A 17,010-nucleotide genomic window follows, 5' to 3' on the forward strand; every position below is an offset into this window, starting at 1 on the left:
AACTTTTAATGACAAAACGACTTATATATTATTATGTCAAATCATAAAATACTCACTATTGACAATCTGTCACTACAAGAATTTGATTCAGAAGCAGAATTAATTCCATTATTAACTCCAGAGGACGAAGAGGAAATGAACAATGAAGAACTTCCTGTTTCTCTGCCAATTTTACCTTTACGAAATACAGTATTATTCCCGGGAGTTGTGATTCCAATTTCTGCAGGACGAGATAAATCAATCAAATTAATTAATGATGCCAATGCCGGCGGAAAAATTATTGGAGTTGTTTCTCAAATTAATGAAGAAGACGAAGATCCGTCAAAAGACGATATTCATAAAATAGGAACGGTTGCACGTATTTTACGTGTTTTAAAAATGCCTGACGGAAATGTAACCGTTATTTTACAAGGAAAAAAACGTTTTGAAATTGACGAAGTTGTTTCAGAAGATCCTTATATGACGGCTACTATTAAAGAAGTGTCAGAAGAACGTCCTGATGAAAATGACAGTGAATTTACGGCTATTTTAGATTCTGTAAAAGAACTGGCAATCCAGATTATTAAAGAAAGTCCAAACATTCCATCTGAAGCAACATTTGCCATTAAAAATATTGAAAGCCAATCGTTTTTGATCAATTTTGTTTCTTCAAACATGAATTTATCCGTAAAAGAAAAACAAGGTCTTTTATCGATAAATGGCTTAAAAGAGCGTGCTTTAGAAACTTTACGTTATATGAATGTTGAACTTCAAAAATTAGAATTGAAGAATGACATTCAGTCAAAAGTTCGTTTTGATTTAGACCAGCAGCAGCGTGAATATTTCCTTCACCAGCAAATGAAAACCATTCAGGAAGAATTGGGAGGTGTTTCGCAAGAGGAAGAAATGGACGAAATGGGAATAAAAGCGAAAACCAAAAAATGGGACGAAAAAACGCAGAAACATTTCGAAAAAGAATTATCTAAAATGCGCAGAATGAATCCGCAGTCGCCAGATTTTGGAATTCAGCGTAATTATTTAGAGTTATTTTTAGAATTGCCTTGGGGCGAATATTCTAAAGATAAATTTGATTTAAAATTTGCTCAAAAAATATTAGATAAAGATCACTTTGGTCTTGATGAAGTTAAGAAAAGAATGATTGAACATTTGGCAGTTTTAAAATTGCGAAATGACATGAAATCACCAATTATATGTTTAACAGGACCTCCGGGAGTTGGTAAAACTTCTATTGGTCGTTCTGTAGCCGAAGCTTTAGGCCGTGAATATGTACGTATTTCTTTAGGAGGATTACGTGATGAAGCAGAGATTCGCGGACATAGAAAAACGTATATCGGAGCTATGCCGGGACGTATTATTCAAAGTTTAAAGAAAGCAGGAACTTCAAATCCGGTTTTTATTTTAGATGAGATTGATAAATTATCAAACGGAAACAGCGGTGATCCATCTTCTGCATTATTAGAAGTTTTAGATCCGGAGCAAAACAATGCTTTTTACGATAATTTCCTTGAAATGGGTTATGATTTATCTAAAGTAATGTTTATTGCGACTTCAAACAATATGGCGGCGATTCAGCCTGCTTTGCGTGACAGAATGGAAGTAATCAAAATGTCAGGCTATACTATTGAAGAAAAAGTAGAAATTGCTAAAAGACACCTTTTTCCAAAGCAATTAGAAGCACACGGATTAACTGCCAAAGATTTGACTATTGGAAAAAAACAGTTAGAAAAAATTGTTGAAGGATATACAAGAGAATCTGGAGTTCGTAATTTAGAAACAAAAATTGCTCAGGTAATTCGTAATGTTGCAAAAGCCGTTGCGATGGAAGAGGAGTATAATAAAAAAGTTACTGACGAAGATATCGTAAAAGTTTTAGGAGTTCCAAGATTGGAGCGTGATAAATACGAAAACAATGATGTTGCCGGAGTTGTTACAGGTTTAGCCTGGACAAGTGTTGGAGGGGATATCTTATTTATAGAATCATTAATTTCTGAAGGAAAAGGTTCTTTAACTATTACCGGAAACCTTGGAAACGTAATGAAAGAATCGGCTACAATTGCTTTAGAATACATTAAAGCAAATGCTAAAAAGCTAGGTTTAGGAATTGAATTGTTCCAAAAATATAACATTCACCTGCACGTTCCGGAAGGAGCAACGCCAAAAGACGGGCCAAGCGCAGGTATTGCAATGCTTACTTCTTTAGTTTCGTTATTGACACAAAAGAAGGTGAAGAAAAGCCTTGCTATGACTGGAGAGATTACTTTACGTGGAAAAGTTTTGCCTGTTGGCGGAATTAAAGAAAAAATCCTTGCTGCAAAAAGAGCAGGAATTAAAGAAATCATTCTTTGTCATGAAAACAAAAGCGATATCGACGAAATTAAAGCAGAATATTTAGAAGGTCTTACTTTTCATTATGTAAAAGAAATGAGTGAAGTTCTGGCTTTAGCCTTAACAGATCAAAATGTAAAAAATGCTAAAACGTTGAAATAAACTCACGTTTTAAATTCCAATTTTTTAAAACCCAAATTCCAAATTTCAAACTATAACAAGGTTTGGAATTTGGAATTTTTTTATTGGAATTTATTTAAGCTATAATTTTATTTTTGGCGTTATATAATTTTATATTTGTATTTGCGTTATTCCCATATAGGAACGCCACAAAAACAAATGCCAAAACACTATGTTTTATTTTTAATGTTATTACTTTGTTCGGTTTCGTTCGGGCAGGTTGGAGGGCGTTACACCTATCAATTTCTAAATTTAACAGCATCTCCGCGTCAGGCAGCGCTGGGTGGAAAAATGATTACGATATATGACGAAGATGTTAACCAGGCTATGTCCAATCCAGCCGTTTTAAACGCAGATATGGACAACCATTTAGCCTTGAATTATGGAAATTATTACGGAGAAGCTTCTTATGGAAGTGCTTCTTATGCTTATACTTATGACCGCCACGTACAGACTTTCTACGCCGGAGTTAATTACATAAACTACGGATCTTTTGAAGGTTATGACGAAAACGGTCAGACTACATCAGATTTTACAGGAAGTGAAGGTGCATTGTCATTTGGATATGCTTATAATGTTCCTTTTACAGATCTTCATATTGGAGCTAGTGCGAAGTTAATAACTTCAACTTTAGAAAGTTATAATTCGATTGGAGGCGCAGTAGATGTAGGTTTATTATATATTGATGAAAAAAATGATTTAAATTATGCACTGGTATTTCGCAATATAGGTACACAATTTAGAACATATTCAGGAATACAGGAAAATTTACCTTTTGAAATCACTGCCGGAATTTCGCAGGAATTAGAACATGTTCCTATTCGCTGGCATCTTACTTTAGAGAATTTGCAGCAATGGAATATTTCTTTTTCGAATCCCGTTCGCGGAGAAACCAATATTGATGGTTCAACAAGTAGTGAAAAAGTTTCATTTGTAAATAATGCTTTGAGGCATGTCCTTTTTGGTATTGAACTCTTCCCTAAAAAAGCAGTAAACCTGCGTTTAGGCTATAATTTTAGAAGAGGAGAAGAATTACGTGTAGAAGATCAACGTAATTTTTCAGGAATTTCATTAGGTTTTGGATTAAAGATGAATAAGTTAAAGTTTAACTATTCGTACTCTAGATATACATTGGCAGGAAATACAAGTCTTTTTGGTTTAATTCTAAATCTTCAGTAATTTATATGAAATTATTCAGTTTACTTTTGTTTATGACTGTAGGCGTTTTTACGGGATCAAAACACTACTTCAAAGAAGAAGCTTCTATTACTAGTGAGGAAATCGAAAGAATTAACAACAGGGTAGATGAAATTAGAGACATGATTAACATCGATCACAGATACAATACTAAAATTGCATTTTTGGTTGACATGAAAGTGCCTTCAGGAAAAAATCGTTTTTTTGTTTACGATTTAGAGAAAAATGAAATTATTGATCAAGGCCTTGTAGCGCACGGTTCTGGCTCTGAAACGGGTATTAACGGAATGCTTAAATTTAGTAATGAGCCTAATTCTAATTGCACAGCTCTTGGCAGATATGTAATAGGTAAAAATTATAAAGGCATCTTTGGGAAAGCATATCGATTAATGGGTTTAGATGAATCTAATAATAATGCTTTGAAAAGAGCAATAGTATTACATTCTTATTCTGCAGTTCCTGCCGAAGAACAAAATTATTACATCAGCCGCAGCAAAGGATGCCCGATGGTTAGCGAACAATTTTTTAAACGTATAGAAAAGATAATTGATAGTTCTAAGTCGAACATTCTTTTAGATATTTATTATTAAAAGATATTATTTAGAAGCAACTCAACAATACGCTATTATTACAGAAAGCAATATAACTTTTTGTAATAATAGTTTTTTTTTTGAACAAGATAACAGATATTGAAAACGTTACAATTTGATATCGTTATTGCTGTTTGAAGCATTCAACTTACAGAGAAAGATGTTACATTTGCAGTTGTATTTTTTGACTGTTTGATAGTCACATATCGTATTATTTAGAGAATAAAAATTAAAACATAAAAAATTGAAAAAAATTACAATTGCTATCGACGGGTTTTCATCAACAGGGAAAAGCACTTTGGCAAAACAATTGGCAAAAGAACTTGAATATGTATATGTTGATACTGGAGCAATGTATCGCGCCGTGGCCTATTTTGCCATGCAGAACAAGTTTATTGGAACTGATTTTTTTGATAAAGAAACTTTGATTCAGGCACTACCAAACATTCAGTTAGAGTTTAGATTTAATGCTGATTTAGGTTTTGCCGAAATGTATTTGAATGGTGAAAATGTTGAAAAACAAATTAGAACAATTGAGGTTTCTAATTTTGTGAGCAAAGTAGCTGAAATTTCTGAAGTGCGTGCCAAATTGGTGGAACAGCAGCAGGAAATGGGAACAAATAAAGCTATTGTAATGGACGGCAGAGATATTGGAACGGTAGTTTTTCCAAATGCTGAACTTAAAATATTCATGACTGCCAGCGCCGAAACCCGCGCGCAAAGACGTTTTGATGAATTGCAGCAAAAAGGCGATAATGTCTCTTATGAAGATGTTTTAAAAAATGTTATGGAGAGAGATTATATAGATACACACCGCGAAGATTCTCCTCTTATAATTGCAGATGATGCGATTGAGATCGATAATTCTTACTTAAATAAAGAAGAACAATTTGCAGCTGTTTTAGAATTAGTAAATGATGTTGTTAAAATAGATTAATTTTTTGTAGATATTATTTTAAATGGTAGTTTTACGACTTCATTTTTACTAAAAAGACAATTTCATTATATGGGAATTAAAAACAGGTTAATCTTAATGAGCTTTCTTCAATTTTTTGTTTGGGGAGCCTGGCTTATTACAATTGGAAATTATTGGTTTGGAACCAAAAATTGGGAAGGAACTCAATTTGGTTTAGTATTTGGAACCATGGGAATTGCTTCTTTATTCATGCCTACATTAACCGGAATTATTGCCGACAGATGGGTAAATGCTGAAAAACTTTATGGAATTTTACATATTGTTTATGCAGTTGTTTTATTTGGAATTGCTCAAGTAACTACTCCGGATAATTTTATTCTTGTAATGCTTTTAGCAATGTGCTGCTACATGCCAACAATCGCTTTAAGTAACTCTATTTCTTATACTTCATTAAAATTAAACAATAAAAACATCGTAAAAGATTTTCCGCCAATTCGTGTTTGGGGAACTATCGGTTTTATTGTTGCGATGTGGATTACGAATTTAAGTGGAAGTAAAGCGACAGAATATCAGTTTTATATTGCTGGAATTGGAGCTTTAATTTTGGGAATCTATGCTTTTACATTGCCTAAATGTGAGCCGCAGCGTTTAATTAAAGAAAATGCTACCTGGACAGAAACTTTAGGTTTAGAGTCTTTTAAATTATTTGGAAACTATAAAATGGCTTTGTTCTTTGTTTTTTCTATGTTTTTAGGAGGAGCGCTTCAGTTAACAAATGCTTATGGAGATGTGTTTTTAGATGAGTTTAAACATTTTCCAAAATATGCAGATTCTTTCGTAATTAAATATTCGACTATTATTATGTCGATTTCTCAGGTTTCTGAAACGTTATTTATCTTGGCGATTCCGTTTTTCTTAAGACGTTTCGGAATCAAACAAGTAATGCTTATCAGTATGTTGGCTTGGGTTTTACGTTTTGGATTATTTGCTTTTGGAGATCCTGTAAATGGTTTATGGATGATTATCCTTTCTTGTATTGTATACGGAATGGCATTTGATTTCTTTAATATTTCTGGTTCATTATTCGTAGAAAGCAATACCGATTCTAAAATTCGTTCGTCTGCACAAGGATTGTTTATGATGATGACTAACGGAGTTGGAGCAGTTTTAGGAAGTTTAACTTCTGGCTGGGCTATTGATCGTTTCTTTACAAAATCATTTAATACAACTACAGAATTAGCTGGATTTTTACAAACAGATGCATCTAATGAAAAAATGGCTGCATTTGTAAAAAGTCAAGGAAATTCTATTTCTGCAGATGGTGCTTTTTCAAATCCAATTTTAATGAAAGACTGGCATACGATCTGGCTTTCTTTTGCATTGTATGCTTTAGTTATTGCAATTGCTTTTGCATTATTATTTAAACACAAACATGATCCGAAGGAAATTGAGAATTTGAGTCATTAAAACATTATAATCTTTGTCAAAGTTTAAAACTTTGACAAAGATAGTTACATATAGTAAACCCGACAGGTTTTTAAAACCTGTCGGGTTTCTTGTTTTTAAAAGTATTACGATTGAAATAAAAACAATAACTTAGTAATTCATTTTTAAGACTTTAATGATGCTGAAACTAAAATTATTTGTTTTGCTTTTGATTGGAACTTTTGGATTTGCTCAAACCAAGGCATTGTATGAGAGAAGTGTAGAAGCTTATAAAAGCAAAGATTATGTTCAGTTTTTAAAATTGACCAAACAATTGGACAGTATTAGGCCGGCACATCCCACCTTTACTTATAATTTGGCATCGGCTTATGCTTTAAATGATGAAAAAGAAGAAGCTTTATTAGTTTTAAAAAGAATGATTTTAGCAAATAATACAGTTCCTTTTGAAAACGATTCTGATTTTGAATCCATTAAAAATGATAATGGTTTTAAGGAATTATTACAGTTGAAGGTTTTTCAATCTAAAACAATTAAAAATTCAATTGAAAAACTCCGGCTTTCAGAGAAAGATCTTCATCCGGAAGGATTATTTTATCTGGAGAAACAAAAGCTTTGGCTGTCATCGAGTATTCGGAATAAAAAGATCGTTTCTTTTGATGCGTCTGGTAAATGCTCTGATTGGTTTACAGATTGTTTGTATTCGGTTTTTGCTTTAAAAGCAGATCATGATCAAAAATATCTTTGGGTTGTTTGTTCTGCAATTCCTGAAATGAACGGTTTTACAAAAGTACTGGATGGAAAAAGTGAGATTTTAAAAATTGATATTTCCTCTAAAAAACTGATTAAGCGATATACAATCGAGGGAAATCATGTTTTTGGAGATATTGCTGTAGCAAAAAATAATGATGTTTTTATTTCAGATAGTGCTGAACCGATTATTTATAAAATTGAAAATGACAATTTAATTTTATGGAAAGATTTAAGAAATCAAGCTTTTAATCTGCAGGGAATTACATTTAATAAAAACGAATCAAAATTGTTTATAGCCGATTATTTAAAAGGGATTTGTGTATTAGATATAAAAACTAAAAAAGAACATTGGCTGGAATTCCCGAATGAGGTTTCTAAAAAAGGAATTGACGGATTGGTTTTTTATAAAAATTCATTAATCGCAATTGAAAATGGAGTAGTGCCCATTAGAATTATGCGTTACAAGCTAAATGATTCCGAAACTAAAATAATTGATTTTACAGTTTTAGATAATAATAGGGAAGAATTTAATGAACCTGCTTTAGCGGCTTTAGTTCATGATAAATTATATTTCTTTGCTAATTCGCCCTGGAAATTTTATGACAAAAATTTTCAACTTGACGAAAGTAAGTTTGAAAACCCAAAGCTGTTTGAACTTGATTTAGAAAAACCTTTGTCAAAGTTTTAAACTTTTAGGAAGATAATTGCGTATAGTAAACCCGACAGGTTTTTAAAACCTGTCGGGTTTACTATTGTGAAAACCATTGTCAGGCTGAGCGAAGTCGAAGCCTTTATCGGTAACAATGGGCTTCGACTTCGCTCAGCCTGACAAAAAGATCTTAAAAGTTGCTAAACGTCTCATTTAGCCCCGATAGAGCGGTTATCCTTTTTCTGGTCTCGTTTTTAGAACGAGATCAGAAAAAGATAGGAGCGAAAGCGGGACTAGAGGTCTTGAATACAAGTGATTTTCTGCTTCTAATAAAAATCAGAAATTATTTAAATCAATTTTTGAAGTCAAAATTTCACTAATAATATCGTTAAAAAATTAGTAAGAATGTTTTTAATAATAATTTTAAAGTGTGCTTAAAAACATTATCTTGCAGACTTTTTTTAATAAACCAGCAAACACTTAAATCGTAAAAAAACTATGGAGAAATATTATAAGCCATCGGGTAAATTTTCATCAATTTTTATCTTGTACTTTTTGTTGGCCACCATTATAGCATTCCCAATCCTGGGATTAATATATGCTTATTGTATATGGTATATTCCTTTTGTATATATAAATCTTTTTATAACAATGGGGTTTGGTTTTCTCGTTGGGTTTGTAATTGCTCATTTTGTTATAAAAAAAGGAAAAGTCAGAAATCCACTTTTAGGGTGTATTATTGGATTGGCAGGAGCTCTTTTGGCATTGTATTTTCACTGGGCAATTTGGATTGATTTGGTTATTAATGCTGGTGAAAGCTACGGATCTAGCAGAGTTGGTATTACGGTAAGCAATATTGATTTTTTACAAGTTTTTTCATTAATATTCCGACCTGATTTAGTTTTTGAATACATTGGTCAGGTTAATGAATATGGTACATGGGGAATTCGGGGAGCAACGGTTAGTGGAACATTTCTTTGGATTATCTGGATAATAGAATTTATTATCGTGATTGCGATTTCGGGTTTTCTGCCTTATTTAGAAGCAAAAAAGCCTTTTTCCGAATCTACTAATTCTTGGTATGAAGAAGTCATACTGCCTGCATTTAGTTATATAGAAAACAAACAGCAAGTTATCGCATCGATAGCGCAAAGCAATCATGCTGATTTTGATTTCTTAAGTAAAGATATTAACAGCGAGACAGATGATCACAGTATATTTACTCTTTATAAATCTAAATCTGGAAAGAACTATTTATCAATAGATAACAAGACATCAAAGACAGATGATAAAGGCAATATTTCATTTGATAATGATCAAATTGTAGAATATATTGCTATTAACAGCGAATTTTCAAAAATATTACTTAATAAATAATAAGTGACTTATCTATTTGTAATTACAAATATTTGTAGTAATTTTGCAGTCCTTTTGGCGAAGAAGAGTTTCCTTTAGGTATCAACTATTTATGTAAAACAACTTCTGTATTTTCTACTGCTTTATGAAACTCGAGAAAAACAGAATACAAATTTTTTTATCAGCATGTCTGAACAAACAAAATCACAAGAAGAGTTTTTAGCGAATTTTAACTGGCATAACTTCCAAGAAGGAATTGATGCTGTTGACGAGAAAAACTTACAAGAATTCGAAGAACTAGTATCTAAAACTTTTATCGCTACAGATCAAGAAGAAGTAGTTGAAGGTGTAGTTGTTAGAATTACAGATAGAGACGTTATCGTTGATATCAACGCAAAATCGGAAGGTGTTATTTCTTTAAACGAATTCCGTTACAACCCAAACTTAAAAGTGGGTGACAAAGTAGAAGTATTAATCGACATCCGTGAGGATAAAACAGGTCAATTAGTATTATCTCACAGAAAAGCTCGTACTATTAAATCATGGGATAGAGTTATCGCAGCAAACGAAACAGGTGAAATCGTTAATGGTTTTGTAAAATGCAGAACTAAAGGTGGTATGATCGTTGACGTTTTTGGTATCGAAGCTTTCTTACCTGGTTCTCAAATTGATGTTAAGCCAATTAGAGACTACGATGTATATGTAAACAAAATGATGGAATTCAAAGTGGTAAAAATTAACCACGAATTCAAAAACGTTGTTGTATCTCATAAAGCGCTTATCGAAGCTGATATCGAAGTACAGAAAAAAGAAATCATCGGTCAATTACAAAAAGGACAAGTATTAGAAGGTGTTGTTAAAAATATTACTTCTTATGGTGTGTTCATTGACTTAGGTGGTGTTGACGGATTAATTCACATTACTGACCTTTCTTGGAGCAGAATCAATCACCCAAGTGAAGTTCTTGAATTAGACCAAAAATTAAACGTTGTAATCCTTGATTTCGATGATGAGAAAACAAGAATTCAATTAGGATTGAAACAATTAAACGCTCACCCATGGGACGCTTTAGATGCTAATTTAACTATTGGTGATAAAGTAAAAGGTAAAGTAGTTGTAATCGCTGATTACGGTGCATTTATCGAAGTTGCTGAAGGTGTTGAAGGTTTAATCCACGTTTCTGAAATGTCATGGTCAACTCACTTACGTTCTGCTCAGGACTTCGTGAAAGTTGGAGATGTTGTTGAGGCTGTTATCTTAACTTTAGATAGAGATGACCGTAAAATGTCATTAGGTATCAAACAATTGACTCAAGATCCATGGACTGACATTACTTCTAAATACCCAGTAGGTTCTAAACATACAGGTATCGTTAGAAACTTTACAAACTTTGGTATTTTCGTAGAATTAGAAGAAGGAATTGATGGATTAATTTACATCTCTGACTTATCTTGGACTAAGAAAATCAAACACCCATCTGAATTTGTAAATGTTGGTGAAAAACTTGATGTAGTTGTATTAGAATTAGATGTTGAAGGACGTAAATTATCTTTAGGTCACAAACAAACTACTGCTAATCCTTGGGATCAATACGAAGATTCTTTCGCTGTAGGAACTATCCACAATGGTGAAATTTCTGAAATCGTTGACAAAGGAGCTACTGTAGAATTCGGAGATGATATCGTTGCTTTCATTCCTACTCGTCACCTTGAAAAAGAAGACGGAAAGAAATTGAAAAAAGGTGATACTGCTGATTTCAAAGTAATCGAATTCAACAAAGAATTCAAAAGAGTAGTTGCTTCTCACACTGCTATCTTCCGTGAAGAAGAAGAGAAAAACGTGAAAGCTGCAACTGAAAATACTTCATCTGCTTCTACTACAAATGCACCAGCTGCAACTTTAGGAGATAACAATGATGTATTAGCTGCATTAAAAGCTAAAATGGAAAAAACTGAGAAAAAATAATTCTTAGTTTTCTTAAATAGAAAGTCCCACAGAAATGTGGGACTTTTTTTTTGTTTCAAGTCTTCTTTGTTTTTTGATCTGTTTTTCAACATAGCCCCCGGTTTCAACCGTGGGAAACGTGTTGTGATTCCTTTGCTTTCCAATGGTTAAAACCATTGGCTATGTTTGTTATTTTGAGGCTAATAAATTTGTTTCTTCCGGAGTATAATAATCAACAATAGAATAAGAGTTTATACCAGTAATTTTCATTTCATCTAAAATATCAACCAAATTACCATAATTAGATTTTTTACTTGGTTTTATAATTACAGTAATTCCTCTGCCAGGTTTTCCTCGTTGTGCTGAATATTCTAAAACTTTTCTATTTCGTTCTAATAGCTCTTTTCTGATTCCATTTTTTCCGTATTGTATTGCTTTTGGTGCTTCAATTGGAAAAAATAATAATCCTGAATAAGTAATTATTTTGTTATTATCATCAAGTAAAAGTGTTAAAACACGGTTTTCATCATGGAGCACACAACCTGTAAAACGCCATTCGTCATCATCATAATTTGGTAAATTGTATTCCATAACTTTTGGCTTAGATAATTCACCAACAAGCATGAAAAATATAATCAACAAAAATGAAACACTGACCATTGCAGTCAAATCAACTCTTGAGCTCAATTTTTTACTTCTTACTTTTTGAGGCAGATTTTTCATAGATTTAGATTTAAGTTAATTAAGAAATTATTTTGAAGCCAATAAATTAGATTCTTCAGTAGTAAATTCATCGACAATTGAAAAAGTATTGATATTTGCTATTCTCATTTCATCTAAAATCTCGACCAAATTTTTAAAATTACTTTTTGGACTTGGTTTTATAACTACGATTACACCATTTCTTGGTTTTCCTACCGATATCATGTAATCACTTACTTCTTTCTTTTTTTGAAATACTTCCTTACGAATTGCATCCTTTCCAAATTCAACTTTTTTCACCGTATTCTGGTCAAATTCTAATATACCCGAATAAGTTATTATTTTATCATTTTGGTCAAGCAAAATTGTATATAAACGATTTCCTCTAATACAGCCAGGACAGCCATGGCCGCATTCTTTGTCCGGAAGACTTAAATCCATAACTTTTGCTTTTGATAATTCACCAACAAGCATGAAAAATATGATTAGTAAAAACGAAACACTGACCATTGCAGTCAAATCAACTCTTGAACTCAATTTTTTACTTCTTACTCTTTGAGGCAGGTTTTTCATAGATTTAGATTTGAGTTAAAAAGAATTAATTTGAAGCTAATAATTCAGATTCTTGTGGCGTAAATTCAGGAATGATTGCATAGGTTTGAATATTAACAATTGCCATTTCATCTAAAATATCAACCAAATTTTTAAAATTAGATTTTTTGCTAGGCTTTATAATTATAGTGATTCCTCTTCCGGGTTTTCCTAAAGCGGCTGAATATTCAAGCATACTTTTATTTCTTTTTAGCAATTCCTGACGAATTCCTTCTTTACCGTATTTAATTTCTTTCGGTGCAATTATCGGAGAACTCAAAATCCCCATGTAATAGATCAATTTATTATTTTCACCCAACATTACGGTTATTGATCTATTTTCTCCATAATGAGGAGGAGGGCAGTCACAGCAACCTCTATCTCGTCCCGTATCATATACTAAAACTTTTGGTTTAGACAATTCACCAACAAGCATAAAAAATATAATCAACAAAAACGAAACACTGACCATTGCAGTTAAATCGACTCTTGAACTTAACTTTTTACTTCTTACTTTTTTATGTAGATTTTGCATAATAGATATGTTTTGAATCTAAATTTAGTGATAAAAAGAAAGCAAAATTCATCATGATCTTAAAAAATAATGAAAAATAATTTTAAGATTAAAGGCTTGTTTTTCAGTGGTTGTTGCGGATTTTTCAATGATTTTTTTAATTATTTTAATTTTTCGTAAAACCAAAACAAATATATCCCCGTAAATGAACATATAACTTAAAATAATAATTATGAAAACTAGAAATTTTTTAGCCGCAGCAATTTTAACATTATCATTCGGATTTACATCATTTGCTCAAAAAACAGTAATGGTTGGTGGAGCAGCAATGTATCCTAACAAAAATATTATTGAGAATGCCGTTAATTCAAAAGATCACACAACGCTTGTTGCCGCAGTAAAAGCTGCCGATTTAGTTGAAACCTTACAAGGCAAAGGACCATTCACTGTTTTTGCTCCAACAAATGCGGCATTTGATAAATTACCAGCAGGAACTGTGGAAACATTATTGAAACCGGAAAATAAAAAAATGCTGCAAACGATCTTGACCTATCATGTTGCTGTAGGAAAATGGAATGCATCTGATATTGCAAAAGCAATAAAAGCAGGTAAAGGAAAAGCTACTATTAAAACAGTTAGCGGTGGAACTCTTACGGCTTGGATGAAAGGAAAAGACTTATATATCAGCGATGAAAATGGTGGTGAAGCAAAAGTAACAATTGCAGATGTGAACCAGTCAAATGGTGTAATTCATGTAGTTGATGCAGTATTATTGCCTAAAAAATAATTAAGACCTCCAAAAATTGAATGCCTACAATGAAGAAGCCTTGCAGTTATATGCAGGGCTTTTTTTATTTCTTTGCGGTCAAAGTACTTCCCGCAGACGCAATTACAACACACAATACAGCCAAAATTTCGTAAAAGCTTAAGTTTTCCTGTAGAAAGATAAATCCGCAAATAGAAGCAGCTGCAGGCTCTAAACTCATTAAAATACTAAACGTACGCGGAGGAAGCTGACCTAAAGCTTTCATTTCTAAAGTAAACGGAATCGCACTAGATAAAAGCGCAAGAGCAATTCCCATTCCGAAGAGTTTTGGAGTAAGATTAGCTAATCCGTTTTCAAGGAATCCGAAAGGCAAAATTAAGATTGCAGCAAATAACATTCCGGTTGAAACAGCTTGACCGCCATTCATTATTTTTGAAATTTTTCCGCCTAAAACGATATAAGCTGCCCAAAGTGCACCAGCTAAAAGAGCAAATACAACTCCTAAAATATCCAAGCGATCATTTGTCCACGGCGCAATTAAAACAATTCCCATTGCGGCGAGTAAAACCCAGCAATAATCTATCAAACGTTTTGAGCCTATAATAGCAACTAATAATGGTCCCATAAACTCTAAAGTCACAGCCAGACCAATTGGAATTCTTTCTATAGCAAAATAAAAAATCAAATTCATTGCCCCCAATGACAAACCATACGGAATTACAATTTTCCATTGCGCCGGTGTAATCGCTTTTAAATTTGGCCTGTAAGCCAATAATAAAATCAATGCCGAAACACCAATACGTATAGATGCCGTTCCTGCTGCACCAATTGCAGGGAAAAGCGTTTTTGCAATCGCAGCGCCGCATTGTACACTTATAATTGCCAATAAAACTGCCGGAACAGGAGGAAGGTTGAATTCTCTATTTTTCATAAATATGATATTGCAGAAAATAAAATCAATTATTTCTGCTGTCTGAAACAAAAGTATTTTTTAATTGATTATCCTAAAGCTCGTTTAGTAACATATGCACGATAGCCAATGATCGCCATTTGCCATTTTTTTGCTTTAGAAATATCCAGACCTTGCTTAGTAAAACTAGGCAGTAGCATTTTATTTAGTTTGGCTAAAATTTTATACATGGCAGATTTGTTTTTTCAAAGATATAAAAAAAGACTTTGTTACTCACAAAGTCTTTTTTAGCTTCAAAATAAATTGATTTTTTATAGATTGAAATAATGTTTAGGATTTTTTACTGTTTTCTTTTTCCCATTTTTTCAATTCCTTTTCACGTTGTTTCATATCTTTTTCAAACTGCTTCATATCTTTTTCATGTTGTTTCATGTCAAGCTGATGCTGTTTCATGTCATTTTCATATTGCTTTATGCTTCTTTGATATTCTTGAGAATCTCTGCCGTATTTGATTTCCACATCCTGGCTGAATTTATCCATATCAAAATTGAATTTTTGCATGGCAACTTCATATTTCTCCATTTGTTTTTCAAAAATGGCTTCACGCTGTGTCATCATAGCATCAATTTGTTTTTCGTAAGCAGAAAGATCTGGTTCAAAAGCTTCCATCTTTTTCTCAAACTCAGCCATTTCTTTTTCAAATTTAGCCCAAGCTACTTTATCTTTTGGGCTTGCCGGAGCAACTGGCGGTTTTGGCATTTTAGACATGTCAATAACTGGTGCAGGCGGCATTGGTCCAATAGGGAAAACCGGAGCAATTGGCGCAACAGGCGGAGCAGGAGGAACTGGTGAAGAACGATCTTCCGGAGTAACATCAGAATCAAAGTTTCTTACTACAACATCATGATTCTGAGCCAGTGCAGGATTACCTATTTCATCGTCAGTAACTAAGGTTACATTTTTAGTGCCGTCTTCATCTTTATCGATTACAATACTGCAGTCTTTTAAGGCTTTAGTACTATTCATATCAATAACATGTACTTTACCGCTTTCCTTAACAACTCTAATTTTAATAGCTATTAGTTCATTATCACTGTTTCTCTTTACATTAGAAATTTCTAAATCAACATTATGTTCTGATTTTAATTTTGCCGTTAAATCTTTTAATTCCTGATCTGTAGTCGATTTTGTGATTTTATAAACTTCACCATCCTGAATTATAGAGGCCAAAGCTGCTTTTTCGGTCTTTTCTTTAAGTTCTTTTTTCTCCTGCGCAATTGTTTTAATTTGGAACAAGAGAACAAACGCTCCAAGTGCCGGAATTATGGCAGAATATTTCCAGTAATTCCATTTTTTTGATTGATTTTTGTTTAACATAACAATTCGTTTTTTGATTAATGATTGATAAAAATGATTGGTGATGGCAACACAGGTTTCATGCGTTGTAATTTTTAAAAGCGTGTATTGATATGCTTTTTTGTCTGATATTTTTTTAGCCGCTTCATTATCTGCAATGAATTCTAAATTTTGAAGAATTGCTTTTTTGTAAAGCCAGATAATCGGGTTAAACCAAAACAGGATGCAGAAAATCCTCGAAATAATCACATCAACGGTATGATGTTGATCGCTGTGCACTTTTTCATGCTCTAAAATACTTTCTAATTCAGATTCGCTGTACATTGATGAATTGTAAACGATATAATCAAAATAAGAAAATGGAGCAATGTTTTCTTCAACATCTACAAATTTGAAATCGGCCTGCTGTTCTACTTTTTTTCCTTTTAAAACAGAATTCAAACTGTAGAAATCAATTCCGAATTTTATCATAAAAGCAGCAAATCCAAGTGCGTAAATGCCTAATGAAACCAGATTCCAGTTTATTTCAAAAGATTCTTCTTGAGCAATTTGCGGATGATAATTTGGAGTATAATGATAGTTCACAACTGGCGCATAATCAACCGGAACCGGAACTGGATCAATCCAGACTACTTTTGTGTAAACGACAAATGGTAAAACAATTGATGTTATTAAACCGGCTAATAAAAACCATCTGCTGCTATTGAAGAAAGTTTCTTTTCGCAGTAAAAAAAAGTATGCAAAATAAAACAAAGCGATTAAGCCACTTGATTTGATGATGAAAATGAAAAGTGCTTCCATAATGATTATTTTACTTC

Annotated in this window: 15 protein-coding genes; 9 read left to right on the forward strand and 6 right to left on the reverse strand. The window is 32.7% G+C overall.

Annotated elements, in window-relative coordinates:
* Positions 1-33 precede the first annotated feature (33 nt).
* The 8 genes from lon to rpsA all read left to right on the forward strand — a co-directional run bounded on the left by lon (position 34) and on the right by rpsA (position 11,374).
* On the forward strand, positions 34-2,487 hold the full coding sequence (gene lon / locus APR43_RS15850) for an endopeptidase La (protein WP_053474198.1): 2,454 nt from the start codon (positions 34-36) through the stop codon (positions 2,485-2,487).
* A 177-nt stretch (positions 2,488-2,664) separates the two neighbouring features.
* The gene (gene porQ / locus APR43_RS15855; protein WP_053474197.1) at positions 2,665-3,684 is read left to right on the forward strand and encodes a type IX secretion system protein PorQ; all 1,020 of its coding nucleotides are present in this window, start codon (positions 2,665-2,667) and stop codon (positions 3,682-3,684) included.
* Positions 3,685-3,689: 5 nt separating this feature from the next.
* The gene (locus tag APR43_RS15860) at positions 3,690-4,292 is read left to right on the forward strand and encodes a murein L,D-transpeptidase catalytic domain-containing protein (RefSeq protein WP_053474196.1); all 603 of its coding nucleotides are present in this window, start codon (positions 3,690-3,692) and stop codon (positions 4,290-4,292) included.
* A gap of 244 nt (positions 4,293-4,536) precedes the next feature.
* Entirely contained in the window at positions 4,537-5,229 is a 693-nt protein-coding gene (gene cmk / locus APR43_RS15865) for a (d)CMP kinase (RefSeq protein WP_053474195.1), read from the forward strand.
* Positions 5,230-5,298: 69 nt separating this feature from the next.
* Complete coding sequence (locus tag APR43_RS15870; RefSeq protein WP_053474194.1) at positions 5,299-6,675, forward strand: nucleoside permease; 1,377 nt, start codon at positions 5,299-5,301, stop codon at positions 6,673-6,675.
* Between the two features lie 154 nt (positions 6,676-6,829).
* Positions 6,830-8,092, forward strand: coding sequence for a tetratricopeptide repeat protein (locus APR43_RS15875; protein WP_123959154.1), 1,263 nt, complete (start codon positions 6,830-6,832; stop codon positions 8,090-8,092).
* 459 nt (positions 8,093-8,551) lie between these two features.
* Positions 8,552-9,430, forward strand: coding sequence for a hypothetical protein (locus tag APR43_RS15880; RefSeq protein WP_123924589.1), 879 nt, complete (start codon positions 8,552-8,554; stop codon positions 9,428-9,430).
* A 165-nt stretch (positions 9,431-9,595) separates the two neighbouring features.
* Positions 9,596-11,374, forward strand: a complete 1,779-nt coding sequence (rpsA, locus tag APR43_RS15885) for a 30S ribosomal protein S1 (protein ID WP_053474191.1) — start codon at positions 9,596-9,598, stop codon at positions 11,372-11,374.
* Positions 11,375-11,542: 168 nt separating this feature from the next.
* Here the strand turns inward: rpsA and APR43_RS15890 are convergent, their stop codons facing one another.
* The 3 genes from APR43_RS15890 to APR43_RS15900 are packed head-to-tail and all read right to left on the reverse strand — an operon-like array spanning position 11,543 to position 13,181.
* Entirely contained in the window at positions 11,543-12,076 is a 534-nt protein-coding gene (locus APR43_RS15890; RefSeq protein WP_053474190.1) for an ExbD/TolR family protein, read from the reverse strand.
* 27 nt (positions 12,077-12,103) lie between these two features.
* Positions 12,104-12,628: an ExbD/TolR family protein gene (locus APR43_RS15895; protein ID WP_053474189.1), complete on the reverse strand. Its 525-nt coding sequence runs from the start codon at positions 12,626-12,628 to the stop codon at positions 12,104-12,106.
* Positions 12,629-12,653: 25 nt separating this feature from the next.
* Positions 12,654-13,181: an ExbD/TolR family protein gene (locus APR43_RS15900; protein ID WP_053474188.1), complete on the reverse strand. Its 528-nt coding sequence runs from the start codon at positions 13,179-13,181 to the stop codon at positions 12,654-12,656.
* A gap of 211 nt (positions 13,182-13,392) precedes the next feature.
* On the opposite strand from APR43_RS15900, the gene APR43_RS15905 reads away from it, so the two are divergent.
* Entirely contained in the window at positions 13,393-13,947 is a 555-nt protein-coding gene (locus APR43_RS15905; RefSeq protein WP_053474187.1) for a fasciclin domain-containing protein, read from the forward strand.
* 64 nt (positions 13,948-14,011) lie between these two features.
* Here the strand turns inward: APR43_RS15905 and APR43_RS15910 are convergent, their stop codons facing one another.
* The 3 genes from APR43_RS15910 to APR43_RS15920 form a co-directional block, all read right to left on the reverse strand.
* Entirely contained in the window at positions 14,012-14,857 is an 846-nt protein-coding gene (locus APR43_RS15910) for an EamA family transporter (RefSeq protein ID WP_053474186.1), read from the reverse strand.
* 68 nt (positions 14,858-14,925) lie between these two features.
* Positions 14,926-15,066: a hypothetical protein gene (locus APR43_RS15915; protein WP_053474185.1), complete on the reverse strand. Its 141-nt coding sequence runs from the start codon at positions 15,064-15,066 to the stop codon at positions 14,926-14,928.
* A 100-nt stretch (positions 15,067-15,166) separates the two neighbouring features.
* Complete coding sequence (locus APR43_RS15920; protein ID WP_053474184.1) at positions 15,167-16,993, reverse strand: M56 family metallopeptidase; 1,827 nt, start codon at positions 16,991-16,993, stop codon at positions 15,167-15,169.
* Positions 16,994-17,010 lie beyond the last annotated feature (17 nt).

The organism is Flavobacterium sp. NLM, assembly GCF_002210235.1.
Classification (GTDB): Bacteria; Bacteroidota; Bacteroidia; order Flavobacteriales; family Flavobacteriaceae; genus Flavobacterium; species Flavobacterium panici.

What these genes read in the sequence shown, in the direction of transcription:
- APR43_RS15915 (WP_053474185.1), bottom strand. Translation starts at nt 15,066, where the DNA reads ATGTATAAAATTTTAGCCAAACTAAATAAAATGCTACTGCCTAGTTTT.
- APR43_RS15860 (WP_053474196.1), top strand. Translation starts at nt 3,690, where the DNA reads ATGAAATTATTCAGTTTACTTTTGTTTATGACTGTAGGCGTTTTTACG.
- APR43_RS15870 (WP_053474194.1), top strand. Translation starts at nt 5,299, where the DNA reads ATGGGAATTAAAAACAGGTTAATCTTAATGAGCTTTCTTCAATTTTTT.
- lon (WP_053474198.1), top strand. Translation starts at nt 34, where the DNA reads ATGTCAAATCATAAAATACTCACTATTGACAATCTGTCACTACAAGAA.
- rpsA (WP_053474191.1), top strand. Translation starts at nt 9,596, where the DNA reads ATGTCTGAACAAACAAAATCACAAGAAGAGTTTTTAGCGAATTTTAAC.
- APR43_RS15875 (WP_123959154.1), top strand. Translation starts at nt 6,830, where the DNA reads ATGATGCTGAAACTAAAATTATTTGTTTTGCTTTTGATTGGAACTTTT.
- porQ (WP_053474197.1), top strand. Translation starts at nt 2,665, where the DNA reads ATGCCAAAACACTATGTTTTATTTTTAATGTTATTACTTTGTTCGGTT.
- APR43_RS15890 (WP_053474190.1), bottom strand. Translation starts at nt 12,076, where the DNA reads ATGAAAAATCTGCCTCAAAAAGTAAGAAGTAAAAAATTGAGCTCAAGA.
- APR43_RS15880 (WP_123924589.1), top strand. Translation starts at nt 8,552, where the DNA reads ATGGAGAAATATTATAAGCCATCGGGTAAATTTTCATCAATTTTTATC.
- APR43_RS15905 (WP_053474187.1), top strand. Translation starts at nt 13,393, where the DNA reads ATGAAAACTAGAAATTTTTTAGCCGCAGCAATTTTAACATTATCATTC.
- APR43_RS15895 (WP_053474189.1), bottom strand. Translation starts at nt 12,628, where the DNA reads ATGAAAAACCTGCCTCAAAGAGTAAGAAGTAAAAAATTGAGTTCAAGA.
- APR43_RS15920 (WP_053474184.1), bottom strand. Translation starts at nt 16,993, where the DNA reads ATGGAAGCACTTTTCATTTTCATCATCAAATCAAGTGGCTTAATCGCT.
- APR43_RS15900 (WP_053474188.1), bottom strand. Translation starts at nt 13,181, where the DNA reads ATGCAAAATCTACATAAAAAAGTAAGAAGTAAAAAGTTAAGTTCAAGA.
- APR43_RS15910 (WP_053474186.1), bottom strand. Translation starts at nt 14,857, where the DNA reads ATGAAAAATAGAGAATTCAACCTTCCTCCTGTTCCGGCAGTTTTATTG.